Below are 26,895 nucleotides of genomic sequence, written 5' to 3' on the forward strand. Positions count from 1 at the left end.
GCTGATTGCGGTGTTTGCGAGCTACACCGACCTGAACTGTCGAGTCGAACTCACGTTTTGAAAAGCCCCTCACCCTAACCCTCTCCCGGAGGGAGAGGGGACTGATCGTGGTGTTTGGACGAATTGCACCGACTTGCGATACCGAGTCGAACTCGGATTTTCAACAGCACGGAGATCGGCTCCCTTTCCCCCTCGCCCCCCGTGGGGGAGAGGGCTGGGGTGAGGGGGATCGATCTAAAGCACGCCACAAAATCCGGACCAAAAAAAGCCCCTGAAATCTCAGGGGCTCTTTTGTCAGTGCGGCTGATAAACCGTGAGCATCTGCCCCGGCTTCAACGCTTTACCCGTACCCGGGTTCCAGCGCTTGAGATGCTGCATCTCAACGTTGAAGCGCTTCGCCACGACGTACAGCGTGTCGCCGCGTTTGACCTTGTACTGGGTCTGCTGCGCGCTGTCGTCCTTGCCTTTGCTCTTGGTGTTGGCCGCAATCACGGTGTTGACGCGCCCGGACTTGCGAGCCGGAGCGCGCTTGGTGGTGTCCTGCATGACCAGGGTCTGGCCGACCTTGAGATTCTTGCCGGTCAGCTTGTTCCAGCGTTGCAGATCCTTGACTTCGACCTTGTTGGCCTTGGCGATGGAGCCGAGGTTGTCGCCACGCTTCACCCGATAGGCACGCTTGAGCTGGGCCACTTCCGACGGATCGGCGCCTTCGAAGACTGGTTTCAGCGAACGCGGGCTGATCAACTCTTCCGGACGCATGGTCTGCAAACTGGCGGTCAGCAATTGCGCCTTCGACGTCGGCACCAGCAGATGCTGAGGGCCATCGATGGTGGTGCGTTGCTTGAACGCCGGGTTGAGCTGGAACAGTTCGTCTTCGTCGATATTGGCAACCGCTGCGACTTTGGACAGGTCCATGCGCTGGTTGATTTCGACGACCTGGAAGTACGGTTCGTTGGCGATCGGGTTGAGGTTCACGCCGTAGGCTTCCGGCGCCAGCACCACTTGCGACAGCGCCAGCAGCTTCGGCACGTAAGCCTGGGTTTCGGCCGGCAGCGGCAGGTTCCAGTAGTCGGTGGGCAGGCCGAGCTTTTCGTTACGCTCGATCGCGCGGCTGACGGTGCCTTCACCAGCGTTGTAAGCCGCCAGTGCCAGCAGCCAGTCACCGTTGAACATGTCATGCAGGCGGGTCAGGTAATCCATCGCTGCCGTGGTCGAGGCGGTGATGTCGCGACGGCCATCGTAGAAGCGCGTCTGACGCAGGTTGAAGTAACGCCCGGTGGACGGAATGAATTGCCACAGCCCCACTGCATCGGCCCGGGAATAGGCCATCGGGTTGTAGGCGCTTTCAATCACTGGCAACAGGGCCAGTTCCAGCGGCATGTTGCGTTCTTCGAGGCGTTCGACGATGTAGTGAATATAGAGACTGCCGCGTTCGCCGGCGTTCTCGAGGAAAGATGGGTTGCTGGCGAACCACAGGCGCTGTTGCTCAATGCGCGGGTTTACGCCAAGACCTTCCTGCAGCTGAAAGCCCTGGCGCATGCGTTCCCAGATGTCCTGGGGAACCTGTGGGCTGGGCTTTTCAGTCAGCCACATCGGCTTCTGCTTGGCTCGCGCAGCAATGTTCGGCGTATGGGTCGCTTCAGTCTGCGGAGCATGGCTGGAACAGCCCGCCAGCGTGGCGGACACAGCCACCGCGATGGCTTGCGCCAGGCGGGTCAATGCGTCTGAATTGACGGACTTACGTATGGATGACGACATTGGCTGGAAGTAAGTTCCGGGCAAAAATGTCGGGCGATTCTAGAAAGCGCACCCCCCTAGGTCAACCATTCAGAATTTTTGTACCAAGTGGCGGGGCACTTAGAACTTATCTTTCCAGGCCCGCAGAGCCGCAAATACCTCACTCGGCGCCCGGTTTTGAGCGCCTGCCCGTTCGTCCACTTTTTGTGTAATCAATGTTTCAGTGGTGCGCAAAAACGGATTGGTGAGCTTTTCCAGGGCCAAGGTCGAGGGCAGGGTCATGACGCCGTTTTGCCGTTGCCGGGTGACTTTTTCCAGACGGGCGGCGATGTCCGGGTTGCCCGGCTCGACGGCGGCGGCAAACTTCAGATTGCTCAGGGTGTATTCATGGGTGCAGTAGACCAGCGTATCTTCGGGTAACGCGGCGAGACGGCTGAGCGAATGGTGCATCTGCTCCGGCGTGCCTTCGAACAGTCGACCGCAGCCAGCGGCGAACAGGGTGTCACCGCAGAACAGCAGGCCGTGGTGGTAATAGGCAATGTGTCCAAGGGTGTGACCGGGCACTGCGTAGACTGCGAAGTCCCAGCCGAGCACGCTGACGCTGTCGTTGTCCTTGAGCGCCACGTCGCGTCCCGGGATGCTTTCGCTGGCCGGGCCGTAAACTGTGGCGCCGGTTGCCGCTTTCAGGCGCTCGACGCCGCCGACGTGATCATGATGGTGGTGGGTGATCAGGATATCGCTCAATGCCCAGCCCGGATGCGCTTCAAGCCATGCCTGCACCGGCGCGGCGTCGCCCGGGTCGACCACGGCGCAGCGCTGGGTGCGGTGATCCTGTAACAACCAGATGTAGTTATCGGTGAACGCGGGCAGGGCACTGATCTGTATCATCGTCGGAATTCGCCAAGCGGAAAACATTGGCGCATCTTAGTAGTTCCTGGCGCTTTGGAGAATGCGATGAGTGATAAAGCGTTCGCACAGGCTGATCCTGACTGGCTGGCCCTGATCGGTGCAGCCCGAGAATGGCTGTCCGGTCCGCTCGGGCAATTTCTGCTCGATGAAGAGCGGCGCATGCTCGAAGACGAGCTGGGCCGTTTCTTCGGCGGTTATCTGGTGCATTACGGGCCTTCCGCCGAAACCCCGCCGGCAGCGCCGCAAGTGCAGCGCAATGTGCGCTTGGGTGCGCCGTTGCCCGGGGTCGAGATCGTCTGCGAGGAGCAAGCCTGGCCGCTGAGCGAGCATGCCGCCGACGTGGTGGTGATGCAGCACGGTCTGGATTTCTGCCTGTCGCCCCACGGTTTGCTGCGTGAAGCGGCGAGCAGCGTGCGCCCCGGCGGGCATTTGCTGATCATCGGCATCAACCCTTGGAGTACCTGGGGTCTGCGCCATGTGTTCGCCCACGACGCCTTGCGTCAGGCGCGCTGCATCTCGCCGTCGCGGGTCGCTGATTGGCTCAATCTGCTGGGTTTCGCGCTGGAGAAACGTCGCTTCGGGTGCTATCGTCCGCCGCTCGCGTCACCCAAGTGGCAGGCCCGTCTGGCCGGCTGGGAACGCAAGGCCGGTGACTGGCAACTGTCGGGTGGCGGCTTCTATTTACTGGTCGCGCGCAAGATCGTGGTCGGGTTGCGGCCGTTGCGTCAGGAGCGCCGCGAGCCGATGGGCAAGCTGATTCCGCTGCCGATGGCCAAGGTCAACCGCCGTCGAATCGAACCGTAAACCTTCTTTTATTTGTGGCCGGGTCTGTCCCGGCCTCGGTCATTGTCGGTCCGTGATCGGCAGGACAGGCATTTTTCTGGATAGAGTGGCATGAGCGAAAGCGTTGAAAGCGTCGACACCGTAGAGCTGTTTACTGACGGTGCCTGCAAGGGTAACCCCGGCCCTGGCGGCTGGGGCGCTTTGCTGGTGTGCAAGGGCGTCGAAAAGGAGCTGTGGGGCGGCGAAGCCAACACCACCAACAATCGCATGGAACTGCTCGGCGCGATCCGTGGCCTCGAAGCTTTGAAGCGGCCGTGTGAAGTACTGCTGGTGACCGACTCGCAATACGTGATGAAGGGCATCAACGAGTGGATGGCCAACTGGAAGAAGCGCGGCTGGAAAACCGCAGCGAAGGAGCCGGTGAAAAACGCTGATCTGTGGAAAGAACTGGACGAGCAGGTCAACCGCCACAAAGTCACCTGGAAATGGGTGCGTGGGCACATCGGGCATCACGGTAACGAGCGGGCTGACCAGTTGGCTAACCGTGGCGTGGACGAAGTGCGCGGTTACAAGCAGAGCTGATTTTGCCGGTACATCGTGGCGCGGCCTTCGCGACCAGGCTCGCTCCCACATTGGAATGCGGTTCCTCTGTGGGAGCGAGCCTGCTCGCGAATGGGGCACCACGGTCTGACTGAAACACCTCGCTGAGCGTGTTAACATCCGCGTTTTTTGCAAGATCGACCCGTTGAGAGCTGAACACTGATGGCCACCAGATCCGTTGTACTCGATACCGAAACCACCGGCATGCCGGTGACCGATGGTCACCGGATCATTGAAATCGGTTGCGTCGAACTGATCGGTCGGCGCCTGACGGGCCGGCATTTTCACGTTTACCTGCAACCGGATCGCGAGAGTGATGAAGGCGCCATCGGCGTTCACGGTATCACCAACGAGTTTCTGGTCGGCAAGCCGCGTTTTGCCGAAGTGGCCGATGAATTTTTCGAGTTCATCCAGGGCGCACAACTGATCATCCACAACGCGGCGTTCGACGTTGGCTTCATCAACAACGAATTCGCCTTGATGGGGCAGCACGATCGCGCTGACATCACGCAACACTGCTCTATCCTCGACACCCTGATGATGGCCCGGGAACGTCACCCGGGGCAGCGCAACAGCCTCGATGCGTTGTGCAAACGTTATGGTGTCGACAACTCCGGCCGTGAACTGCACGGCGCCTTGCTCGACTCGGAGATTCTCGCCGACGTCTACCTGACCATGACCGGCGGCCAGACCAGTCTGTCGCTGGCCGGCAATGCGTCTGATGGCAATGGCACGGGCGAGGGCGCGGACAACTCGGCGACCGAGATTCGGCGCTTGCCGGCCGATCGTCAGCCTGCACGGATCATTCGTGCGACGGAAGAAGAGCTGGCAGCGCACATGGCGCGGCTGGAAATCATTGCCAAGTCTGCCGGTGGTCCGGCGTTGTGGACGCAGATCGCGGAAGCCGACGCCCAGGCTTGAAGATCAAAGGATCGCAGCCTTCGGCAGCTTCTACATGAGAATGCGTTCCCTGTAGGAGCTGCCGGAGGCTGCGATCTTTTGCTATTACGGACATGAAGCCAACTGGCCACCCTCGCCACTTTCGCTGCAACCCTCTACCCTGAGTGCATTGGCAGATTCAAACCTGCCGCCTCAGGACACTGAGCCTCATGTACAAAGATTTGAAGTTTCCGGTGTTGATTGTCCATCGCGACATCAAGGCCGACACGGTTGCCGGTGACCGTATCCGTGGCATCGCCCGGGAGTTGGAGCAGGAAGGTTTCAATATCGTTTCGGCCATCGACTACGCCGAAGGGCGTTTGGTCGCGTCGACCCACCACGGCCTCGCGTGCATGTTGATTGCCGCGGAGGACGCGAGCACCAATTCGCATCTGTTGCAGAACATGGCCGAACTGATCGGTCTGGCGCGGGTGCGTGCACCGGATCTGCCGATCTTTGCCCTGGGCGAACAAGTCACTCTGGAAAATGCCCCGGCCGACGCCATGGCCGAGCTCAATCAATTGCGCGGCATTCTCTATCTGTTCGAAGACACCGTACCGTTCCTCGCCCGGCAAGTGGCCCGTGCGGCGCGCAAGTACCTGGACGGGTTGCTGCCGCCGTTTTTCAAGGCGCTGGTGCAGCACACCGCCGACTCCAATTATTCCTGGCACACCCCCGGCCATGGCGGCGGTGTGGCGTATCACAAGAGTCCGGTCGGGCAGGCGTTCCACCAGTTCTTCGGGGAAAATACCCTGCGTTCGGACTTGTCGGTGTCGGTGCCGGAGCTTGGTTCGCTGCTTGATCACACCGGGCCACTGGCCGAAGCCGAAGCGCGCGCCGCGCGCAATTTCGGCGCCGATCACACCTTTTTCGTGATCAATGGCACCTCGACGGCCAACAAGATTGTCTGGCACTCGATGGTCGGTCGCGATGATCTGGTACTCGTTGATCGCAACTGCCACAAATCGGTGTTGCACGCGATCATCATGACCGGAGCGATTCCGTTGTATCTGTGCCCGGAGCGTAATGAGCTGGGGATCATCGGTCCGATCCCGCTGAGCGAATTCAGCCGCGAATCGATTCAGGCCAAGATCGACGCCAGTCCGCTGACCAAGGGCCGCGCGCCGAAAGTCAAACTGGCCGTGGTCACCAACTCGACCTACGACGGCCTCTGCTACAACGCCGAGTTGATCAAGCAAAGCCTCGGCAACAGCGTCGAAGTGTTGCACTTCGACGAAGCCTGGTATGCCTACGCGGCGTTTCACGAATTCTTCGCCGGGCGCTATGGCATGGCCACCTCACGCACGGCCGACAGCCCGCTGGTGTTCACCACCCATTCCACGCACAAACTGCTCGCTGCGTTCAGTCAGGCCTCGATGATTCATGTGCAGGACGGCGGCGCGCGGCAACTGGATCGTGATCGTTTCAATGAAGCGTTCATGATGCACATCTCGACTTCGCCGCAATACAGCATCATTGCCTCGCTCGACGTTGCTTCGGCAATGATGGAAGGTCCGGCCGGGCGATCGCTGTTGCAAGAAACCTTTGATGAAGCGCTGAGCTTCCGTCGCGCTTTGGCCAATCTGCGTCAGCACATTGCCGCAGATGACTGGTGGTTTTCGATCTGGCAGCCGCCGGGTGTCGAGGGCATCGACCGCGTGCAGACCGAAGACTGGTTATTGCAACCGGACGCCGAATGGCATGGCTTCGGCGAGGTCAGTGATGATTACGTCTTGCTCGACCCGATCAAAGTCACGCTGGTGATGCCGGGGCTGAATGCCGGCGGTGCGCTGAGCGATAAGGGCATTCCGGCGGCGGTGGTCAGCAAATTCCTCTGGGAGCGTGGCCTGGTGGTGGAGAAGACCGGCCTGTATTCATTTCTGGTGCTGTTCTCCATGGGCATTACCAAAGGCAAATGGAGCACGCTGCTCACCGAGTTGCTGGAATTCAAGCGCAGCTACGATGCCAATGTGCGTCTCGACACCTGCCTGCCGTGCGTTGCCCAGCAAGACGTTGCGCGTTATCGCGGCATGGGGCTGCGCGACTTGTGTGATCAACTGCACACCTGTTATCGCAGCAACGCTACAGCCAAACACCTCAAACGCATGTACACCGTGCTGCCGGAAATTGCCATGAAACCGGCCCACGCTTACGATCATCTGGTGCGTGGCGAAGTCGAGGCGGTGCCCATCGATGACCTGGAAGGGCGCATCGCTGCGGTGATGCTAGTGCCGTATCCGCCGGGGATTCCGCTGATCATGCCCGGCGAACGCTTTACCGAATCGACCCGCTCGATCATTGATTACCTGAAATTTGCTCGCACGTTCGATAGCAGCTTCCCCGGTTTTGTCGCGGATGTGCATGGATTGCAGCATGAAGATGAAGGCAATGGACGGCTATACACCGTCGATTGCGTCAAGGAATGAGGACTTTTCCCAGTATGCAACCGGTCATGAATCCGAAATACCCAGGGCTGTCGGTGCGTGTCGCCGATGAAGGCTTTGCGCCGTATATCTGGGGCAGCGATTTCAGTTTCGAAGTCGCCGCTTATGGCGCGGCCGTGATCGGCCAGCCTGTCGAGCGCTGGCGGGTGACGCCGATCGTGCCGTACCGCAAGTGCTACGGCATCGATCCGGAAGAATTCAGCGCTTTTCACAACGCGCCGGACAGCGCGATTTTCATGGCGTATCTGGATGATGAGCCGGTCGGCCATCTGGTGATCAGCACCAACTGGAACGGCTTCGCGCATATCGATGAACTGGCGGTGCATGCGCCGGCCCGGCGCCATGGCGTGGCCAAGGCGTTGCTGGATGTCGCGCAGTTCTGGAGTCGCAAGAAAAAGCTGCCGGGGATCATGCTTGAAACCCAGAACAACAACCTCGGCGCTTGTCGGTTGTATGAGCGTTGCGGCTATGTGATTGGCGGTATCGACCAGTTGCGCTACCGCGGCATTGATCCGAACACCGCCGAAGTGGCGCTGTTCTGGTATCGACTGTTCGATAACCCGCTGGAAAATCCCGTCAGCTCGCTAGCATCGCCTCGGCTTGTTCCGTGATGATCGCCAGCAGTGTCTGGATCGCCGATGTCGGCGCGGCGTGCTTGAACGTCAGGGCGTAGAGGCTGATCGGCACGGCCGGCGACAGTGGGCAGACATCCAGCCCGCTGGCGCGCGCGCCCAGTGCAGTGAACGGGTCAACGATGGCCAGGCCTTCGCCGGCCTCGACCATGCTGCGCATCATCTGGTGGGTTTGCACGCGGGTCTGGATGCTCGGCGCCGGGCGCAAGGCCTGAAGTTTGTTTTCCAGCGCCGGACTCAGCGGATCCTGGCCTTCGAGGCCGACCATGGCCTGACCGGCCAGATCCTGCAGGGAAATGTATTTCTGTTTCGGTTGCAGCCAGCCATGGGGCGCGAGCAGTTGCAGCTTGCCTTGGGCCAGTGGCCGGCAATCAATGTCGGGATGTTCGGGATCGTGCAGGCTCAAGCCGAGATCGCTTTCGCGCAACAACAGGCTGCGGACGATATCGCGGGTCGGCGCACTGAGCAGGCTGCACGGTGCATCGGGCAGGCGGCGGCGCAGGGCGGCGAGACTTTGTGGCAGTAATTGTTGCGCCAGCGGCGGGGTGCCGAAGATGCGCAGGGGCGGGGCGAGGTATTGTTTAAGGCTGCTGGCCAGACGTTGCACCGGCTCCAGCGCTTCATAGACGTGGGCGATTTCCACCTGCAACGCCCGCGCCTCGGGCGTCGATTGCAGGCGCCCGCGTACGCTGGCGAACAGCATGAACCCCAACTGACTCTCGGCTTCGCGCAAACGCTCTTCGACCTCGGCCACCGGCAACTGCAACCATTCGGCGGCGGTGCCCAGGTGACCGGTCTGCAAGAGCGCCTGAATCACTTCGATATGACGTAAACGCATGCGTGAAGTCCATGTTCAGCAGGTGGGGTCAGTGGCTGAATCCTACCCCAAGTCTGCGCATATGACTTCTGCTCATAACGGCCAGTTATGAAGCGACGGTTGTCTCAGGCTCGCGGGTCAGGGTGATGCCTGACTGAACCAGGAGAAACTCGGTCTCACTGACTTTGTTGACGCGATCGCCAATGGCCAGTTTGTAAATCGGCTCCGAGCCAGTGGAACCGTCTGCCGACGGGTTGGATTCCTGGAACTCATGCACGGAATAAACGCGGCCTTCCGCATCTCTTGCATGGAACTGACCGACGAGTACTGCTGCCATCTGCTTAGAACCTCTGGAGATAAAACGCTTGATTTACGGCTTGGTAGACCGCCATCAAGGCCTGTAAGTTTTCCTACAGGAAAAAAATAATCAGCGCGCGGGAATTTCCCATCGTGTGCTGGTGGAATCGTCACCGGATCATCTATAACTTGTGGCTCCTCCCACGGACATCGAGAGTCTTCCATGAGCAATGTCTACAACGTCGCCGTAGTGGTCGGTAGCCTGCGTAAAGCTTCGATCAATCGCAAAGTCGCCCTGGCTCTGGCTGAACTGGCCCCGGCGAATCTCAAACTTGAGATTGTCGAAATTGGCGATCTGCCACTCTATAACGAAGACATCGACGGTGATTCACCGCCGGCAGCCTACAGCACTTTCCGGGAAAAAGTGGGTTCATCCGACGCGGTGCTGTTTGTCACGCCCGAGTACAACCGTTCAGTGCCCGCGCCACTGAAGAATGCGATTGACGTTGGCTCGCGGCCGTATGGCAAGGCTGTCTGGAGTGGCAAGCCGGGAGCGGTGATCAGCGTGTCGCCGGGTGCGATCGGTGGTTTCGGGGCGAACCAGCACCTGCGACAGTCGTTCGTGTTTCTCAATGTGCCATGCATGCAGCAGCCGGAAGCGTACCTCGGCGGCGCGGGCTCGGCGTTTGACGAGGCGGGCAAGTTGAGCGAAACGGTGAAACCTTTTCTGCAAAGCTTTATCAATGCCTACGGACAGTTCGTAGAGCAACACAAGAAGTAACTTCACCGAATCCCCTGTGGGAGCGAGCCTGCTCGCGAAGGCGTCGTCAGCCGTTGCATCAACGGCGACTGACAGTGCGCTTTCGCGAGCAGGCTCGCTCCCACAGGTTATATTTCTGGCTCGGCACTCGTCGTGGCCTTTTTACCTCACTCTTTGAAGGCTGTTGCGGATGCTCGCTGCGTCACTGATTTTCCTGCTGACCATTACCCTTGTCATCTGGCAACCGAAAGGCCTCGGCGTCGGCTGGAGTGCGACGCTGGGCGCTGTGCTGGCGCTGATCTTCGGCGTTGTGCACCTGAGCGATATCCCGCTGGTCTGGCAGATCATCTGGAACGCCACCGGTACCTTTGTCGCGCTGATCATCATCAGCCTGCTGCTCGACGAGGCCGGGTTCTTCAACTGGGCCGCGTTGCATGTGGCACGTTGGGGGCGGGGCAGTGGGCGCAAGCTGTTTGCTTTTATGGTGCTGCTCGGCGCGCTGGTGTCAGCGTTGTTTGCCAATGACGGTGCAGCGTTGATCCTCACGCCGATCGTGATTTCGATGTTGCTGGCGCTACGGTTTTCACCGGCGGCGACCTTGGCGTTCGTCATGGGCGCGGGTTTTATTGCCGACACCGCAAGTTTGCCTTTGGTGGTGTCGAACCTGGTCAACATCGTCTCGGCGGACTTCTTTCACATCGGCTTCAACCGCTACGCAGCAGTGATGGTGCCGGTGAACTTCGTCAGTGTGGCGGCGACGCTGGGCATGTTGCTGTGGTTTTTCCGCCGCGACATTCCATCGGCATACGACCCTGAGCAACTCGAGCATCCCGAAACCGCGATCCACGATAAAGCCACGTTCTATGCCGGTTGGGCAGTGCTGGTGATTCTGCTGATCGGTTGTTTTGCGCTGGAGCCGCTGGGCATTCCGATCAGTGCGATTTCCGCCGTGTGCGCCGCGCTGTTACTGGGCATCGCCGCCCGTGGCCACAAGATTTCCACGCGCAAGGTGATGAAAGAAGCGCCGTGGCAGATCGTGATTTTCTCGTTGGGCATGTATCTGGTGGTGTATGGCCTGCGCAATGCCGGGCTGACCGGGTATCTGGCCGGTTGGCTGGATGTCTTCGCCGGTCATGGCGTCTGGGGCGCGGCAATGGGCACCGGTGTGCTGACCGCGTTACTGTCATCGATCATGAACAACTTGCCGACGGTGTTGATTGGTTTGTTGTCGATTGATGCCAGTCAGGCCAGCGGAGTGGTCAAGGAAGCGATGATTTATGCCAACGTGATTGGCAGTGACCTGGGGCCGAAGATTACGCCGATTGGCAGCCTGGCCACGTTGTTGTGGCTGCATGTGCTGGAGCGCAAAGGCATTCACATTGGCTGGGGGTATTACTTCCGGGTCGGGATTGTGCTGACGGTGCCGGTGTTGTTGGTGACGTTGGCGGCTTTGGCTGTACGGCTTTCCTTCTAGACCCAGTCGGCCCCAATCGCTGGCAAGCCAGCTCCCACAGGGATTTTCTGTGTGTTCACTACCTGAGCCACACCACAAAGCCAGCTCCCATTAGCTTTGTGGTGTGTTCACTATCTGGGCCACACCACAAAACCTGTGGGAGCTGGCTTGCCAGCGATGGGGCCGGTACAGGCGACACAAAAAAATCAGGCCTGGCCGGGTACATTCGGCCAAAGGTCCGACACCAGAAACAACCGCTCCGCCTCTTCCCATTGCCCTTGCGTATTCTCGATCAGGCGCACCATCAATTGCGCCGGGGCCAGCGGTTCCAGATCCTCCAGCCAACTCTGCAAATGCTCGACGCTCCACGTCTGATCCGCCGGATAATGCGCCGGCGCCAGCCAGGCGTGGCGGGGCAGGGGTTGCCAGCGTCCTGCCGGACGTTGCGCGACGAATGCCGGCCAATCCTTCTGATGCAACCAACTGCCGCGCAAATGCTGCGGATGCGCACCGCTCGGTGATTCAGCCTGTCCCGGCCACGGGTACAGCAAATAGCCACCGAGCCACAGCTGCGCACTGAACACCTCGATATCCAGCGCCGCCAGCACTTCGCGGCTCTCCGGGCGCGCCGAGATCGGCAGTTGATGCTCGGCCAGATGCGCCAGTTTGCGATCCAGTCGATCATGACAGCCCGGCCCCAACCACTGCGCCGGATCACGACCGTCGCCATGTTGCGGGCCGAGGTAAAGCTTGATCGCCAGTTCCAGGTGATGCACGCCGTCGCGGTCACGCAGCAGCATGTCCAGCTCGCCGAGGGTATGTCCCTCACGACGGATCGGCAGGTTGGCCGCAATCAGTTCGATGCCCGGCGCATGCTCTACGGCGAACTGCCAAAGACGCTCGTAATACAGGCCCAGACGCCGGGTGCGAGCCTGCGACAGCCAGTGCAACAAGCCATAACTGTCGCGGTCGAGCTCGCGCAACCAGTGTTCCAGTCGCTGCGGGTCATGCACCCAGTCGCTGCCGGCCAGCGGATGACGCTGCGGCCACGGTGTGGTGGCGAGCATCGGCGGGGCGAGGATCACCCACGCCAGATCCCGCACTTCCGGGTGGCGTAATTGGTGGGGCAGCTGAAGCAAATCGGGAAACAGGATCATCTTGCGAGCATAGCCTGAAACCTGAGCACACCCTTGAGGCTGAAAGGATTTTGTCTAACCGGCGCTTTCGCCCATAATCGTGGTTTTCGCGTTTTCGATTGTCCGCAGAGGTCCCATGGAGCAATTTCGTAATATCGGCATCATCGGTCGCCTGGGCAGTTCCCAGGTGCTGGATACCGTCCGCCGACTGAAACGCTTTCTGCTCGATCGTCACCTGCATGTGATCCTCGAAGACACCATCGCCGAAGTCCTGCCGGGCCACGGCCTGCAAACCTCGTCGCGCAAGATGCTCGGTGAAGTCTGCGACATGGTCATCGTCGTCGGCGGTGATGGCAGCCTGCTCGGCGCCGCGCGGGCGCTGGCCAAACACAATATTCCGGTGCTGGGGATCAACCGTGGCAGCCTCGGCTTCCTCACCGACATTCGCCCGGACGAGCTGGAAGTCGAAGTCGCCAAGGTGCTCGACGGCCACTATCTGGTCGAAAACCGCTTCCTGCTGCAAGCCGAAGTTCGCCGGCATGCCGAGGCAATCGGTCAGGGCGACGCGCTCAACGATGTCGTGCTGCACCCGGGCAAATCGACGCGGATGATCGAGTTCGAGCTGTACATCGACGGCCAGTTCGTCTGCAGCCAGAAGGCCGACGGCCTGATCGTCGCGACGCCGACCGGTTCCACCGCTTACGCGCTGTCTGCCGGCGGGCCGATCATGCATCCCAAGCTCGATGCCATTGTGATCGTGCCGATGTACCCCCATATGTTGTCGAGCCGGCCAATTGTGGTCGATGGCAACAGTGAGCTGAAAATCGTCGTGTCGAAAAACATGCAGATTTACCCGCAAGTCTCCTGCGACGGGCAGAACCATTTCACCTGCGCGCCGGGCGACACCATCACCGTCAGCAAGAAAGCCCAGAAGCTGCGGCTGATTCATCCGCTCGATCACAACTACTACGAAGTCTGCCGGACCAAGCTCGGCTGGGGCAGCAAGTTGGGCGGTGGAGGCGACTGATGCTCGATCCCGCGCGCAGTTATGACCTGATTGGTGACGTGCACGGATGCGCCTTGACCCTCGAACACTTGCTGGACCGTCTCGGTTATCACAAGCAGGGCGGGGTCTGGCGGCATTCATCGCGCATGGCCGTGTTTGTCGGCGACATCATCGACCGTGGCCCGCGCATCCGCGAGGCGCTGCACATTGTCCATGACATGGTCGAGGCCGGTCAGGCCTTGTGCATCATGGGCAACCACGAATTCAACGCATTGGGCTGGAGCACCCCGGCGCCACCGGGCAGCGGCAAGCAGTTCGTTCGCGAACACACGCCGCGCCACGCGCGCCTGCTTCACGAAACCCTGACCCAGTTCGAAGACCATCCCGGCGACTGGCACGATTTCCAGCGCTGGTTCTACGAGCTGCCGCTGTTTGTCGATGCCGGACGCTTCCGCGTCGTGCATGCCTGTTGGGATGCTGGCCTGATCGAGCCGTTGCGCGCGCTGTTCCCCAACGGTTGCATCGACGAACACTTCCTGCAGGCCTCGGCGGTGCCGGACAGCTTCGCCTGCACTGTGTTCGACCGTTTGCTGCGCGGCACCGACATGCGCTTGCCGCACGGTTTGACCATGACCAGCGGCGACGGTCTGGTGCGTTCGTTCTTCCGCACCAAGTTCTGGGAAGATGACCCGAAAACCTACGGCGACATCGTCTTCCAGCCTGATGCACTGCCAGAGCCGGTCGCGCAGACACCGCTGACGTCCAGCGAAAAAAACAACCTGCTGCGCTACGGCGTCGACGAGCCATTGCTGTTCGTCGGCCATTACTGGCGCAGTGGCAAACCGGCGCCGATCCGTCCGAATCTCGCCTGCCTGGATTACAGCGCGGTGCTTTACGGCAAACTGGTCGCCTATCGTCTGGATCAGGAAACACGTCTGGATCCGCATAAATTTGTCTGGGTCGATGTCGAGCGACCGGAGGTGCTGCAATGAGTGCGGTAGCGGTATTGCGTCTGCCCCTGGCGGTGGACTTGAGCGGTTTTGTCACGCTGCTGCAACGCATGCAGGTGCCGCACCGGGTCAGTGAAGAGGCGGGCGAACAGGTGTTATGGGCGCCGGCGGAAATCAGCGAAGACGTACGTTCGTTGTACGAACGCTTTCCGGCGGGCGATCCCGAGCAAACCCTGGATATCCCGGTGGCGCAGACCTTCAAGCGTCCGGGTTTTGCCGAACAGCTGAAATACGCCAAGGCCACCGGGTTCATCCTGCTGCTGTGCCTGATCGTTGGCGGGCTGACCTATCTGGGTGAAAACCTGCAAACCTTGCGCTGGCTTACCTTTCTCGATTTTCAGGTGGTCGGCGAATACATTCATTTCACGCCATTGGCGGACAGTCTGGCGGCGGGGCAGTGGTGGCGTCTGGTCACACCGATGCTGATCCACTTCGGCATCCTCCATCTGGCCATGAACGGCATGTGGTACTGGGAACTGGGGCGGCGCATCGAGTCGCGCCAGGGCAGCATCAACCTGATCGGCCTGACGCTGCTGTTCAGCCTGGTGTCCAACTACGCGCAATTTGCCTGGAGCGGCCCGACCTTGTTCGGCGGCCTGTCCGGCGTACTTTACGGCTTGCTCGGGCATTGCTGGATCTTCCAGCTGCTGGCGCCGAACCCGGCCTATCGCCTGCCGCGTGGCGTGCTGGTGATGATGCTGGTGTGGTTGCTGGTGTGCATGTCCGGGCTGATCTCGATGATCGGTTTCGGCGAAATTGCCAACGCCGCCCACGTCGGCGGGTTACTCATCGGATGCTTAACCGGTTTGTTGGGCGGTTTGTATAACCGCCGTAAACTGGCCGCTTGAAATTTCAGTAGATAAAGAGCACGGAGACCCTGATGTCCTCTTTTAACGACATGATCAACAACATTACCCCGGACATTTACGAGAGCCTGAAACTGGCTGTGGAAATCGGCAAATGGTCCGACGGTGGCAAACTCACCGCCGAACAGCGCGAGCTGTCGTTGCAGGCGATGATCGCCTGGGAAATCCAGAACCTGCCTGAAGACCAGCGCACCGGTTACATGGGCCCGCAGGAATGTGCATCGAAGTCGATCGAAGTGCCGAACATCCTGTTCAAGTCGGATGCCATCCATTGATCGAGATTGGCCGCGGTGCAATCAGCAAAATGTCGGCGCGCCTGGACGGGCCGAACGTGCAATACGCGTTTCGTCTGGATGACGTCGAGGTGCCGGTCAATCCGTTGATCGGCAGCACGGTGCGTCTGGAGTACCTGGGGGCGATCCACTGCACCCATTGCGGGCGCAAGACCAAAACCAGTTTCAGTCAGGGTTACTGCTACCCGTGCATGACCAAACTGGCGCAGTGCGACATCTGCATCATGAGCCCGGAGCGCTGCCACTATGAGGCCGGCACCTGCCGCGAGCCGGAGTGGGGCGAGAAATTCTGCATGACCGACCACGTGGTTTACCTGGCCAACTCGTCGGGGATCAAGGTTGGCATCACCCGTGCTACGCAATTGCCGACCCGTTGGCTCGATCAGGGCGCCAGTCAGGCGTTGCCGATCATGCGCGTTGCCACGCGGCAGCAGTCCGGTTTCGTCGAAGACCTGTTCCGCAGTCAGGTGGCCGACAAAACCAACTGGCGCGCGCTGCTCAAGGGCGATGCGGCGGCGGTCGATCTGGCACAAGTGCGCGATCAACTGTTCGAGAGCTGTGCTGAAGGGCTGCAAGGCCTGCAGCAGCGATTCGGCCTGCAGGCCATTCAGACCATTGCCGATGTCGAACCGCTGGAAATCCGCTATCCGGTCGAGCAATACCCGGCCAAAATCGTCAGCTTCAACCTGGACAAGAACCCGATTGCCGAAGGCACGCTGCTGGGGATCAAGGGCCAGTACCTGATCTTCGACACCGGCGTGATCAACATTCGCAAGTACACGGCTTATCAGCTCGCCGTGCATCAATAAGGACACCAGCATGCGCACCGAACAACCGAAGATGATTTACCTGAAGGACTATCAGGCGCCCGAGTACCTGATCGACGAAACACACCTGACCTTCGAGTTGTTCGAGGATCACAGCCTGGTGCACGCGCAGTTGGTGATGCGCCGCAACCCGGCGCGTGGCCCGGGCCTGCCGCCGCTGGTGCTCGATGGCCAGCAGCTGGAATTGCTCTCGGTGACGCTGGCCGATCAGGAACTGTCTGACGGCCAATACCAGCTCTCCGAAAACCACCTGACCCTGCAACCGGCCAGCGAAACCTTCACGGTCGACACCAGCGTCAGGATCCACCCGGAAACCAACACCGCGCTGGAAGGCCTGTACAAGTCCGGCACGATGTTCTGCACCCAGTGCGAGGCCGAAGGTTTCCGCAAGATCACTTATTACCTCGACCGCCCGGACGTGATGAGCAAGTTCACCACCACCGTGGTCGCCGAACAGCACAGCTATCCGGTATTGCTCTCCAACGGCAACCCGATTGCCTCGGGCCCTGGTGAAGACGGCCGGCACTGGGCGACGTGGGAAGACCCGTTCATGAAACCGGCGTACCTGTTCGCGCTGGTGGCCGGTGATTTGTGGTGCGTCGAAGACAGCTTCACCACCATGACCGACCGTAACGTTGCGCTGCGTATTTATGTCGAGCCGGAAAACATCGACAAGTGCCAGCACGCGATGAACAGCCTGAAGAAGTCGATGCGCTGGGATGAAGAGGTTTACGGTCGCGAGTACGATCTGGACATCTTCATGATCGTCGCCGTCAACGACTTCAACATGGGCGCGATGGAGAACAAAGGCCTCAACATCTTCAACTCCAGCGCCGTGCTGGCCCGCGCCGAAACCGCCACCGACGCCGCGCACCAGCGTGTTGAAGCAATCGTCGCCCACGAATATTTCCACAACTGGTCGGGCAACCGTGTGACCTGCCGCGACTGGTTCCAGCTGTCGCTGAAAGAAGGCTTCACCGTGTTCCGTGATTCCGGCTTCTCTGCCGACATGAACTCCGCCACGGTCAAGCGCATTCAGGACGTCGCCTATCTGCGTACCCACCAGTTCGCCGAAGACGCTGGCCCGATGGCCCACGCGGTGCGCCCGGACAGCTTTATCGAAATCTCCAACTTCTACACCCTGACCGTGTACGAAAAGGGCTCGGAAGTGGTCGGCATGATCCACACCTTGCTCGGCGCCGAAGGTTTCCGTAAGGGCAGCGATCTGTACTTCGAACGTCATGACGGCCAAGCGGTGACCTGCGACGACTTCATCAAAGCGATGGAAGATGCCAACGGCGTCGACCTGACCCAGTTCAAACGCTGGTACAGCCAGGCCGGTACGCCGCGTCTGGCAGTGAGCGAGTCTTACGACGCCGCGGCGAAAACCTACAGCCTGACTTTCCGCCAAAGCTGCCCGGAAACCCCGGACAAAGTTGAAAAACTGCCGTTCGTGATTCCGGTCGAACTCGGCCTTTTGGACAGCAAAGGCAACGAGATTGCCCTGCGTCTGGCTGGCGAAGCGTCGGCGCAAGGCGCCACTCGGGTGATCTCGGTCACCGAAGCCGAGCAGACCTTCACCTTCGTCGACATCGCCGAGCAGCCGCTGCCCTCGCTGCTGCGCGGTTTCTCCGCGCCGGTGAAACTGAGCTTCCCGTACAACCGCGATCAGTTGATGTTCCTGATGCAGCACGACAGCGATGGCTTCAACCGCTGGGACGCCGGTCAGCAACTGTCGGTGCAAGTGCTGCAAGAGTTGATCGGTCAGCAGCAGAAGGGCGAGAGCCTGAAACTCGATCCGCGTCTGGTGTCGGCGCTGCGTACGGTGCTGTCGGACGAGTCGCTGGATCAGGCCATGGTCGCCGAAATGCTTTCGCTGCCGGGTGAGGCGTACCTTACCGAAATCAGCGAAGTGGCGGACGTCGACGCGATCCATATCGCCCGTGAGTTCGCTCGCCAGCAATTGGCCGAAGGTTTGTTCGAGGCACTTTGGCTGCGTTATCAGGCCAACCGTGACCTGTCGAAGAAAACCCCGTACGTGGCCGAAGCCGAGCACTTCGCTCGTCGCGCACTGCAGAATATTGCGCTTTCGTACCTGATGCTCAGCGGCAAGCCGGAAGTACTGGCGGCGGCGCTGGAGCAGTTCGAAACGGCCGACAACATGACCGAGCGCCTGACCGCGCTGGCGGTATTGGTCAACTCGCCGTTCGAAGAGCAGAAAGCCGTGGCCCTGGCCAGTTTCGCCGAGCACTTCAAGGACAACCCGCTGGTCATGGATCAGTGGTTCAGCGTGCAGGCCGGCAGCACTTTGCCGGGCGGTCTGCAGCGCGTGAAAGCGCTGATGCAACACCCGGCGTTCAATATCAAGAACCCGAACAAGGTGCGTGCGCTGGTCGGCGCGTTTGCCGGGCAGAACCTGATCAACTTCCACGCGGCCGATGGCTCGGGTTATCGCTTCCTCGCCGATCTGGTGATCGAACTGAACGGCTTCAACCCGCAGATCGCTTCGCGCCAATTGGCGCCGCTGACTCGCTGGCGCAAATACGACAGCGCTCGTCAGGCGTTGATGAAGGGCGAGCTGGAGCGGATTCTGGCGTCGGGGCAGTTGTCGAGTGATGTGTATGAGGTGGTGAGCAAGAGCCTGGCTTGATGGGCCCCTCACCCTAACCCTCTCCCAGTGGGAGAGGGGACTGACCGAGGTGTCTTTGCGCTATACGCCGACCTGAAAGTCCGGAGTCGAACTCAGGCTTTGAACGGCCCCCGATCTGCTCCCTTTCCCTCTTTCATAGTGGGAGAGGGCACTGACCGAGGTGAATGTACGAGTTTCACATCTGAAAGTCTGGATTCGAACTCAGGTTTTGGATAGCACGAAGATCTGCTCCCTTTCCCCCTCGCCCCCTTGGGGGAGAGGGCTGGGGTGAGGGGGTAGGGTTTACGCATCACCATAAAACCCAAGCCGTACACACAAAAAACGCCGCATTGAAACAATGCGGCGTTTTCAATTCCCGAAAAATTACTTCAAATCAAATCGATCCAGATTCGTCACCTTCGTCCACGCCGCCACAAAGTCCTTCACAAACTGCTCCTTCGCATCCGAACTGGCATACACCTCAGCCAATGCCCGCAGTTGCGCATTCGAGCCGAACACCAGATCAACCCGCGTTGCCGTCCACTTCACACTGCCTGTTTTACGGTCGCGCCCCTCGAACTCATCCGCATCCCTTGAAGTCGGCTTCCACTCCACCCCCATGTCCAGCAGGTTGGTGAAGAAGTCATTGGTCAGTGCTTCCGTCTGCGAAGTGAACACGCCATGCCGGCTCTGCCCGACGTTGGTGTTCAACACCCGCAAACCACCGAGCAGCACAGTCATTTCCGGCGCGGTGAGGGTCAGCAGTTGTGCCTTGTCGATCAGCAGTGCTTCGGCCGAGACGGTGTATTTGCCTTTGCTGTAGTTGCGGAAGCCATCGGCAATCGGTTCAAGGAAACCGAAGGAATCAACGTCGGTTTGCTCCTGAGTTGCATCCGTGCGTCCCGGTGTGAACGGCACCGTGACCGAATGGCCGGCGTTTTTCGCCGCCTGTTCGACCCCGGCATTCCCGGCCAATACGATCAAGTCTGCCAGCGAGACTTTCTTGCCAGCAGCACCGCTGTTGAAGTCGTTCTGAATGCCCTCAAGGGTTTGCAGCACTTTGGCCAGTTGCTCAGGCTGGTTGGCCTGCCAGAACTTTTGCGGGGCCAGTCGCAGACGACCGCCATTGGCGCCGCCGCGCTTGTCTGAACCGCGGAATGTCGAGGCAGCGGCCCATGCGGTCGAGACCAGTTGCGACACCGAAAGCCCCGACGCGAGGATTTTGCCTTTCAGCGCGGCCGCGTCGCTGTCGTCGATCAGCGGGTGAGTGACAGCGGGGATCGGATCCTGCCACAACAGTTCTTCATTCGGCAGTTCCGGGCCGAGGTAGCGAGACAGCGGGCCCATGTCGCGGTGGATCAGTTTGTACCAAGCGCGGGCGAAGGCATCGGCCAACTGATCCGGGTTGGCGAGGAAGCGCCGCGAGATCTGCTCGTAAGCCGGGTCGAAACGCAGCGCCAAGTCGGAGGTGAGCATGGTCGGCGAAAGCTTTTTGCTCGGATCATGGGCGTGGGGAACGGTGCCGGCACCGGCGCCGTTTTTCGGAATCCACTGATGCGCCCCAGCGGGGCTTTTGGTCAGTTCCCACTCGAAGCCGAACAGGTTCTCCAGGTAGTTGTTGCTCCACTTGGTCGGTGTGGTGGTCCAGGTCACTTCCAGACCGCTGGTGATGGTGTCGGCACCCTTACCGGTGCCGAACGCGTTGCGCCAGCCGAGGCCCTGTTCTTCCAGGCCGGCCGCTTCCGGCTCAGGCCCGACGTTATCGGCAGGACCGGCACCGTGGGTTTTACCGAAGGCGTGACCGCCCGCGATCAACGCGACGGTTTCTTCATCGTTCATGGCCATGCGGCCAAAGGTCTCGCGGATGTCATGGGCCGAAGCGACCGGATCCGGATTGCCTTCCGGGCCTTCGGGGTTCACGTAGATCAGGCCCATTTGCACGGCGGCGAGCGGGTTTTCCAGATTGCGTTCGCCCTGATCGGTGCGGCTCTCTTCTTTGCCGTGCAGATCCGGCTCGGCAACCAGCGTGCCGTCACCCGGTTCCTGCATGGGTTCCTTGCTCTTGCCGTAACGGCTGTCGCCGCCCAGCCATTCGTTCTCCGAACCCCAGTAAACATCCTCATCCGGTTCCCAGACGTCGGGACGGCCACCGGAGAAACCGAAGGTTTTGAAACCCATGGATTCCAACGCGACGTTACCGGTAAGAACAATCAGGTCGGCCCAGGAAATGTTGCGGCCATATTTCTGCTTGATCGGCCACAGCAGGCGGCGGGCCTTGTCGAGGCTGACGTTGTCCGGCCAACTGTTCAGCGGCGCGAAACGTTGCTGACCGGAGCCGGCGCCACCACGGCCATCGGCGGTGCGATAGGTGCCGGCGCTGTGCCAGGCCATACGGATGAAGAGGGGGCCGTAATGGCCGAAGTCGGCCGGCCACCAGTCCTGGGAATCGGTCATCAGCGCATTGAGGTCTTGTTTCAGCGCCTGGAAGTCCAGGCTCTTGAAGGCTTTGGCGTAGTCGAAATCCTTGCCCAGCGGGTCGGACTTGGGCGAATGCTGGCTGAGGATTTTCAGGTTGAGTTGATTCGGCCACCAGTCACGGTTCGTCGTACCACCACCGGCGGCGTGGTTGAACGGGCATTTCGATTCGTTTGCCATGTTCGGGTCCTTATCAGGTCTGCTACGGCCGGCTCGTGCCGACTTCGGACTAGTAAGGCTAGACCCGACTTGGAGAGTCAGCTAATAGGCCGACTGTTGGAGGCTGATAGGCAGGCTCTCTCAAGAACGATGCTGGAAGTAAGCAAGGGTTTTTTAATTTCGAATGTTTCTTAAGAACTGTCATTTATGACAGTTGGCGCTTTGCGCGCATGAAAATATCATTCAAGTCGAGAGACCTCATCAACTTCGACATAGAGATAAAAACAATGCTCAGCAAAGAACAGAAGCAGAAAAAAGAACTCAGCGAAAATACCAAGGATACTGGCACTTTTGATGCTACTGATGGTGCTGGTTGGACCCTTAAAAGTACCCAGGTGCTTTTCGTTCCTACGGCCTATCCGGAGTTCTGGGTCCTCGGTCTGGATCAGTACACGCCAAACCTCAATGCGATAATTTTTGCAATTCCGAAAAGTCTTTCAGGTTATACCCCGCACACTATCTATTTTGATGATCGCGAATGGGTGCAAAAATGGGAGGTCGATATTGAGGGGGAAACCTATCCGGTTGAGTCGGGCTGGGTAAACGTAGAATTAAGAAATAGTCAAAAAACCATCGTGGGAACGCTGGAATTCATCCTGAAAGAAGATCGAAAAATTACCGGATCTTTTCATATTTTCAGCTAGCCGATTAATACAGGGCGTAACGACGCCCTGTATTTTCATGCTTCAAAACCAGTCAGGTGGATTGGGCCGTGTCGTCATCCGGCACGTCGTCGAGAATGTCCTCTTGCCCCGGCGATTCAGTAATCACACTGAAGTCCGTCACTTCAACCGCACCCAATCCATACCCCAGCAAATGGAAAGAAAACGCTTTGCGCTCTTGCGGGTTGTCGAAGCTGAAGTCCATTTCCAGCGGCTGCTCGGCGGTCGCGATCATCTCTTGGGGCAGACCGATCTGCACGTCCTGTTCAAACTCCTTGGCCTTTAGCTGAATGTACGCCGCTTGTTGCGGATCGACCGAGCGTACGGTCAGGCGCACGCGGGTGTGCGAGCCTTTGGGCATCTCCAGGTACTGTGCGCCGATCAGGTTGTCGGCCCAGTCATCCTTGATCTGCGCTTGCAGCGGGATGACGTTGGTGCTGCCGAATTGATAGCGGTGATTGAGCGGCGTGCGCAGCAGCGACAGGTCGAGGGCGTTGGCGCGAGCGGCGATTTGTCGGGCCGGGTGACCGCTGTAGTTGCCTTTGTACGTGGCGCTTTCGGCGATGAAACCGGCGCTTTCGTAAAAGCGGCAACGGCGCGGCATGTCGCACTCGGAGAAGATCCCCTGACCGTTGTGATAACGCAGCTTGCCGTTGGTGAACGACATGATTTCGCGGCCGCTGTCGTAGTCGCGAAACAGCGAACGACCGCTCAGCGCTGAGGGGACCGGCAAGTCGAAATAGTCGAGGATGGAAGTGCTCAGATCGACGTGGCCATACACGCCTTTGTTCAGCCGTGGCAGTTGTTCATGCTCCGGCGCCAGGGTCAGATTGAAGCCCCACGAAGAAGCCAGGCGTACACCGTCGATGCCGTGGGATTCGTCCGATGTGATCACCACCAGCGTGTCTTTCAGAATGCCCTGACGTTCAAGACCGTTGAGAAACTGCTCCAGCGCATCGTCGAGATAACCGACGGCGGCCTGTTTCGGCGTTTCGTAGCGCTCCAGATATTCCTCGGGCGCGGAGTAGGGCTGATGGGTGCCGACGGTCAGCAGCGTCAGCATCCATGGCTGCTTCTGCTTGTTCAGTTGCCCGACATAGTCCAGCGCACCTTCGAAAAACGCCTTGTCATCTTTGCCCCACGGGAATTCCAGATAGTTGCTGTTGCTGAACCATTCCAGACCGTGCGTCGCATCGAAACCAATGTGCGGCATGATCTTGTCTTTGGCCATGAAGCGCAGCCCGGCCCCCTGCAGATAGTGAGTGCTGAAGCCGTGTTCGCGCAGTTGCGCCGGCAGGCAGGCCTGATTGCGCTCGTTGAGGGTGAGCATTTCCACGCCTTTGGGCGTGCCGTTGTTGAGTTTGTCGTAATCGCCGCAGAGCATCGCGTACAGACCGCGAATGGTCTGGTGCGTGTGCAGCACGTAATCCGGGGTGTTCATGCCGCGCTCGGCCCAGCGGCTGAGGTTGGGCATCAGGTCTTCCTGATAGTGGCTGCCGATGGCCTCGCGGTTGGCGCGGATATAGGCGCCGGGAATGCCTTCGAGGGCGATGATCAGCACGTTGCGCGCTTGACCCGGTGCGGCCAGCAGTTTTTGCCCGTTGAGGTCGACGTCGGTGAGCCCGGCCATGGCTGGCGCAGGTTCTTCGACATCACCGTCCAGCCATTCCTCGGCCTGAGTCTGCAGGTCGGCGGCCTCGCTGGCCAGCAACTGGTGCGGCAGGTTGTACTGGCGCCACGGATCGGCTTCGCTCGGCCACAGGTTCTGCGCGCCCCAGTGCGCGGCGAACAACACCAACGGCGCGCCCCAAGCCGCGCGGGGCAGGGGCGGACGCGGCAGGTCGCGGTTGGCAAACCGGGTCAGCAGCCAGAACAGCAGGGCAAGCAGCAAAGTGATGCCCAATGCCGGATGGGCCAACCCGCCACCCGTGGAGTTCTCCACGAACTGCGGATCGATCAGGTAATGAATGTCGGAAGGTGTCGGCAGACGACCGACCGCGCTGACCAGTTCAGCGGTCGCCACCGCCAGCAATCCCCAGAACAGCAGCACCGGCAAGGCCAGCCACCACGCCCGACGATGCAGCAACACCACCAACAGGCTGCCAATCGCCAGATCTGACAAATAGCCCAACGGTGCCGACCAGCCCAGCGCCGCACGCAGGCCCACCGGCACCACCAGCACCAGAACAATCAGGGAAAAGAGGCGGGCATGCGGCTGCCGCAACCGGTTAAAAAGAGCGCTCACAAAAAAGACCTTCCAGCCATTAAATCGTCATAAAAGTGTGGGCGATGATACCAAGGGTGGGCTGTCTGATCGCCCCTTTCAACGTGCAACTGATGTGCTGGCGCGGTCGCCTCTGAAGGTGATGGAGTGCCTGCAGGCCTGACCGGCCTTCGCGTGGCACGGCAATCGACGATATTGAGGCAAGTGGATTTATTGTTTCAGGCTGTTTAACCCGTCGAGCCGCCACCGGATTCCAATGTAGGAGATGCGGCACGCTGCGATCTTTTGATCTTGTTATCGGAACCTGGAATCAAAAGATCGCAGACTCGTTTCGCTCAACAACCCGTGCTATCGATATGCAATAAAGATATTTAATTTATGTTTTTTATATCTATAAAGTCAGGCCTTTCAGCACAACACCCCCATGCTGCGAGGTTGTCATGGCCACACCGTTCAAACGTTCCGCACTGACTCTGTTGGTCGCTTCCCTGATGGCGAGTGCGATGTTCAGCACCGGCGCTCAGGCCGAAGGCAAGATCAGCATCGCCCAGCAATTCGGCATCGGTTACCTGATTCTCGATGTGGTGCGCGACCAGAATCTCATCGAAAAACACGGTAAGGAGCAGGGCCTCGACATCAAGGTCGACTGGAACAGCATCTCCGGCGCCACGGCGATGAACGAAGCGTTGCTCACCGGATCGCTCGATGTGGTGTCCGCCGGTGTGCCGCCGATGCTCACCGTGTGGGATCGCACCAAAGGCAAACAGAACGTCAAAGCCATCGCCGCACTGGGTTCGATGCCCAACTATTTGCTGACCAACAACCCGAACATCAAAACGCTCAAGGACTTCACCGACAAGGACCGGATCGCCGTGCCGGCCGCCGGTGTCGGCTTCCAGTCGCGCACCTTGCAGATTGAAACCGCCAAAGAGTTCGGTGACGCGCAGTACAAGAAATTCGACGACATTTCAGTCAGCCTGCCGCACCCCGATGCGACGGCGGCGCTGATAGCCGGCGGCTCAGAGATCAACTCGCACTTCTCCAGCCCGCCGTTCCAGTACCAGGCGCTGCAGAACCCCAACGTGCACAAAGTGCTGAGTTCCTATGACGTGCTCGGCGGGCAGGCGACGTTCAACGTGCTCTACACCACAGAAAAATTCCACGACGAAAACCCGAAAACCTACAGGGCGTTCTACGACGCGTTGGCCGAAGCCGAGAAAATCATCAAGGCCGACAAACCGGCGGCCGCTCAGGCTTATATTCGGGTCGAGCAATCGAAGTTGCCGCTGGCCCTGGTCGAGCAAATCGTCAAAGACCCGGAAATCGATTTCACCGTAGTGCCGCAGCGTACGTTTATCTATGCCGAGAAGTTGCAGGAGTTGGGTGTGCTGAAGAACAAGGCCAACAGCTGGAAGGACTACTTCTTTGAAGAGGCGCATGGTGGCGCGGGGAGTTGATGGAAAAGGGGGGCAACGTCTGTTGCCCCTTTTTTCATTCAAGGTTCGCCATCATCAAAAATGTTCTCAATCGGCAGCTCGAACGCCCGGGCAATTTGAAAGGCCAGTGGCAGGCTCGGGTCGTAGCGTTCGTTTTCGATGGCGTTGATGGTCTGGCGCGACACGTTCAGGCGTTCCGCCAGATCGACTTGCGACCATTTGCGCTCTGCGCGCAATTCCTTGAGGCGGTTTTTCATTGGTAGCGGCGTCGCGCAATTTGCAGGCCGACAATCCACATCAGCCCCATCACCGGCCACACACACGTCCACGGGATATGCGGGGCGCCGACGCTCTCCAGAAAGCCGTAGCTGAAGGTCAACAATGCCGAGGCGGCGAAGGCAAAACCCAGTGCTTCAAACTGGATGCGTAAATGCATTTCGTCCATGCGCCGCATGTTCCGCACGATGGCCCAGCACATCAGTCCCGCCGGAATGACCGGCGTCAGTGCGACGGCCGAGCGCAGCACGATGGAAGCGTCCATCAGGTGTTGCGAGGCAACCAATGATGCTGTCAGTACCAGCATGTAGATGATTAATGCGGCGCCCAATTCGAGGTAGTACCGGTTCATTCTTCACTTCCTATGTAAAAGACCCTTTACATGGTTGCTGATGTTGTTTCCGATGTAAAGCACGCTTTCCATCAGGCTGGTTGCCTCTAAAACGCTGGTGCCGGAGAAGTTGC

The 26,895-nt window shown here is 59.6% G+C and carries 24 protein-coding genes; 15 read left to right on the top strand and 9 right to left on the bottom strand.

The window, feature by feature from the left end; translation table 11 throughout:
* Positions 1-294 precede the first annotated feature (294 nt).
* Both QZR14_RS18970 and gloB read right to left on the bottom strand, forming a co-directional pair.
* Positions 295-1,758: a transglycosylase SLT domain-containing protein gene (locus tag QZR14_RS18970; RefSeq protein ID WP_311997393.1), complete on the bottom strand. Its 1,464-nt coding sequence runs from the start codon at positions 1,756-1,758 to the stop codon at positions 295-297.
* A 99-nt stretch (positions 1,759-1,857) separates the two neighbouring features.
* Entirely contained in the window at positions 1,858-2,625 is a 768-nt protein-coding gene (gloB, locus tag QZR14_RS18975; protein ID WP_311997394.1) for a hydroxyacylglutathione hydrolase, read from the bottom strand.
* Positions 2,626-2,691: 66 nt separating this feature from the next.
* Here gloB and QZR14_RS18980 point away from each other — a divergent pair, with 66 nt between their 5' ends.
* From QZR14_RS18980 to QZR14_RS19000, 5 genes are all read left to right on the top strand, one after another.
* Positions 2,692-3,450: a class I SAM-dependent methyltransferase gene (locus tag QZR14_RS18980; RefSeq protein WP_007910573.1), complete on the top strand. Its 759-nt coding sequence runs from the start codon at positions 2,692-2,694 to the stop codon at positions 3,448-3,450.
* A 90-nt stretch (positions 3,451-3,540) separates the two neighbouring features.
* Positions 3,541-4,011 carry a ribonuclease HI gene (rnhA, locus tag QZR14_RS18985; protein ID WP_007910572.1) on the top strand — a complete coding sequence of 157 codons (471 nt, stop codon included), beginning with the start codon at positions 3,541-3,543 and terminating at the stop codon, positions 4,009-4,011.
* A gap of 180 nt (positions 4,012-4,191) precedes the next feature.
* Positions 4,192-4,950 carry a DNA polymerase III subunit epsilon gene (gene dnaQ / locus QZR14_RS18990; RefSeq protein WP_250604571.1) on the top strand — a complete coding sequence of 253 codons (759 nt, stop codon included), beginning with the start codon at positions 4,192-4,194 and terminating at the stop codon, positions 4,948-4,950.
* Between the two features lie 188 nt (positions 4,951-5,138).
* Positions 5,139-7,394 (top strand): Orn/Lys/Arg decarboxylase N-terminal domain-containing protein, encoded by a 2,256-nt coding sequence (locus tag QZR14_RS18995; RefSeq protein WP_250604573.1) that lies wholly within the window; start codon positions 5,139-5,141, stop codon positions 7,392-7,394.
* Between the two features lie 14 nt (positions 7,395-7,408).
* Positions 7,409-8,023, top strand: coding sequence for a GNAT family N-acetyltransferase (locus tag QZR14_RS19000; protein WP_311997395.1), 615 nt, complete (start codon positions 7,409-7,411; stop codon positions 8,021-8,023).
* On the opposite strand, the gene QZR14_RS19005 is transcribed toward QZR14_RS19000, so the two are convergent.
* Together QZR14_RS19005 and QZR14_RS19010 are read right to left on the bottom strand one after the other, a co-directional pair.
* Positions 7,989-8,882, bottom strand: coding sequence for a LysR family transcriptional regulator (locus tag QZR14_RS19005; RefSeq protein WP_311997396.1), 894 nt, complete (start codon positions 8,880-8,882; stop codon positions 7,989-7,991). The two genes, QZR14_RS19000 and QZR14_RS19005, sit on opposite strands and share 35 nt — an antisense overlap.
* An 85-nt stretch (positions 8,883-8,967) precedes the next feature.
* Positions 8,968-9,198: a hypothetical protein gene (locus tag QZR14_RS19010; protein WP_250604579.1), complete on the bottom strand. Its 231-nt coding sequence runs from the start codon at positions 9,196-9,198 to the stop codon at positions 8,968-8,970.
* 183 nt (positions 9,199-9,381) lie between these two features.
* Between QZR14_RS19010 and QZR14_RS19015 the strand changes: the two genes are divergently transcribed.
* Positions 9,382-9,939: an NADPH-dependent FMN reductase gene (locus QZR14_RS19015; protein WP_064390479.1), complete on the top strand. Its 558-nt coding sequence runs from the start codon at positions 9,382-9,384 to the stop codon at positions 9,937-9,939.
* A gap of 169 nt (positions 9,940-10,108) precedes the next feature.
* Positions 10,109-11,392 carry an arsenic transporter gene (locus QZR14_RS19020; RefSeq protein ID WP_250604583.1) on the top strand — a complete coding sequence of 428 codons (1,284 nt, stop codon included), beginning with the start codon at positions 10,109-10,111 and terminating at the stop codon, positions 11,390-11,392.
* A gap of 185 nt (positions 11,393-11,577) precedes the next feature.
* Here QZR14_RS19020 and QZR14_RS19025 read toward each other — a convergent pair whose 3' ends face one another.
* Complete coding sequence (locus QZR14_RS19025) at positions 11,578-12,528, bottom strand: DUF1853 family protein (RefSeq protein ID WP_311997397.1); 951 nt, start codon at positions 12,526-12,528, stop codon at positions 11,578-11,580.
* Between the two features lie 115 nt (positions 12,529-12,643).
* On the opposite strand from QZR14_RS19025, the gene QZR14_RS19030 reads away from it, so the two are divergent.
* Genes QZR14_RS19030 through pepN form a run of 6 tightly spaced genes read left to right on the top strand, consistent with a single transcriptional unit; the run spans position 12,644 to position 19,159 of the window.
* Positions 12,644-13,534 (top strand): NAD(+) kinase, encoded by an 891-nt coding sequence (locus tag QZR14_RS19030; RefSeq protein WP_003224174.1) that lies wholly within the window; start codon positions 12,644-12,646, stop codon positions 13,532-13,534.
* Entirely contained in the window at positions 13,534-14,505 is a 972-nt protein-coding gene (locus QZR14_RS19035) for a metallophosphoesterase (RefSeq protein ID WP_311997398.1), read from the top strand. The genes QZR14_RS19030 and QZR14_RS19035 overlap by 1 nt, the downstream gene beginning before the upstream one ends.
* The gene (locus QZR14_RS19040) at positions 14,502-15,371 is read left to right on the top strand and encodes a rhomboid family intramembrane serine protease (RefSeq protein WP_311997399.1); all 870 of its coding nucleotides are present in this window, start codon (positions 14,502-14,504) and stop codon (positions 15,369-15,371) included. The genes QZR14_RS19035 and QZR14_RS19040 overlap by 4 nt, the downstream gene beginning before the upstream one ends.
* Before the next feature lie 32 nt (positions 15,372-15,403).
* Positions 15,404-15,664, top strand: a complete 261-nt coding sequence (locus QZR14_RS19045; RefSeq protein WP_007919229.1) for a YeaC family protein — start codon at positions 15,404-15,406, stop codon at positions 15,662-15,664.
* Positions 15,661-16,491, top strand: a complete 831-nt coding sequence (locus tag QZR14_RS19050) for a DUF2797 domain-containing protein (protein ID WP_311997400.1) — start codon at positions 15,661-15,663, stop codon at positions 16,489-16,491. Before QZR14_RS19045 ends, QZR14_RS19050 begins: the two co-directional genes overlap by 4 nt.
* A 10-nt stretch (positions 16,492-16,501) precedes the next feature.
* A complete protein-coding gene (pepN, locus tag QZR14_RS19055) occupies positions 16,502-19,159 on the top strand; it encodes an aminopeptidase N (RefSeq protein WP_311997401.1) in 2,658 nt (885 codons plus the stop codon).
* A gap of 363 nt (positions 19,160-19,522) precedes the next feature.
* On the opposite strand, the gene katG is transcribed toward pepN, so the two are convergent.
* Entirely contained in the window at positions 19,523-21,793 is a 2,271-nt protein-coding gene (gene katG, locus QZR14_RS19060; RefSeq protein ID WP_311997402.1) for a catalase/peroxidase HPI, read from the bottom strand.
* Positions 21,794-22,059: 266 nt separating this feature from the next.
* On the opposite strand from katG, the gene QZR14_RS19065 reads away from it, so the two are divergent.
* Positions 22,060-22,476, top strand: coding sequence for a hypothetical protein (locus QZR14_RS19065; RefSeq protein ID WP_311997403.1), 417 nt, complete (start codon positions 22,060-22,062; stop codon positions 22,474-22,476).
* Positions 22,477-22,528: 52 nt separating this feature from the next.
* Here the strand turns inward: QZR14_RS19065 and QZR14_RS19070 are convergent, their stop codons facing one another.
* Positions 22,529-24,739, bottom strand: a complete 2,211-nt coding sequence (locus tag QZR14_RS19070) for an LTA synthase family protein (RefSeq protein WP_311997404.1) — start codon at positions 24,737-24,739, stop codon at positions 22,529-22,531.
* A 419-nt stretch (positions 24,740-25,158) separates the two neighbouring features.
* Here QZR14_RS19070 and QZR14_RS19075 point away from each other — a divergent pair, with 419 nt between their 5' ends.
* On the top strand, positions 25,159-26,175 hold the full coding sequence (locus QZR14_RS19075) for an ABC transporter substrate-binding protein (protein ID WP_311997405.1): 1,017 nt from the start codon (positions 25,159-25,161) through the stop codon (positions 26,173-26,175).
* Positions 26,176-26,213: 38 nt separating this feature from the next.
* Here QZR14_RS19075 and QZR14_RS19080 read toward each other — a convergent pair whose 3' ends face one another.
* Positions 26,214-26,411, bottom strand: coding sequence for a helix-turn-helix transcriptional regulator (locus QZR14_RS19080; RefSeq protein WP_311997406.1), 198 nt, complete (start codon positions 26,409-26,411; stop codon positions 26,214-26,216).
* Positions 26,408-26,782 (bottom strand): hypothetical protein, encoded by a 375-nt coding sequence (locus tag QZR14_RS19085; protein WP_311997407.1) that lies wholly within the window; start codon positions 26,780-26,782, stop codon positions 26,408-26,410. Before QZR14_RS19085 ends, QZR14_RS19080 begins: the two co-directional genes overlap by 4 nt.
* Positions 26,783-26,895 lie beyond the last annotated feature (113 nt).

This window comes from Pseudomonas sp. rhizo66 (genome assembly GCF_031931925.1).
Taxonomy (GTDB): Bacteria; Pseudomonadota; Gammaproteobacteria; order Pseudomonadales; family Pseudomonadaceae; genus Aquipseudomonas.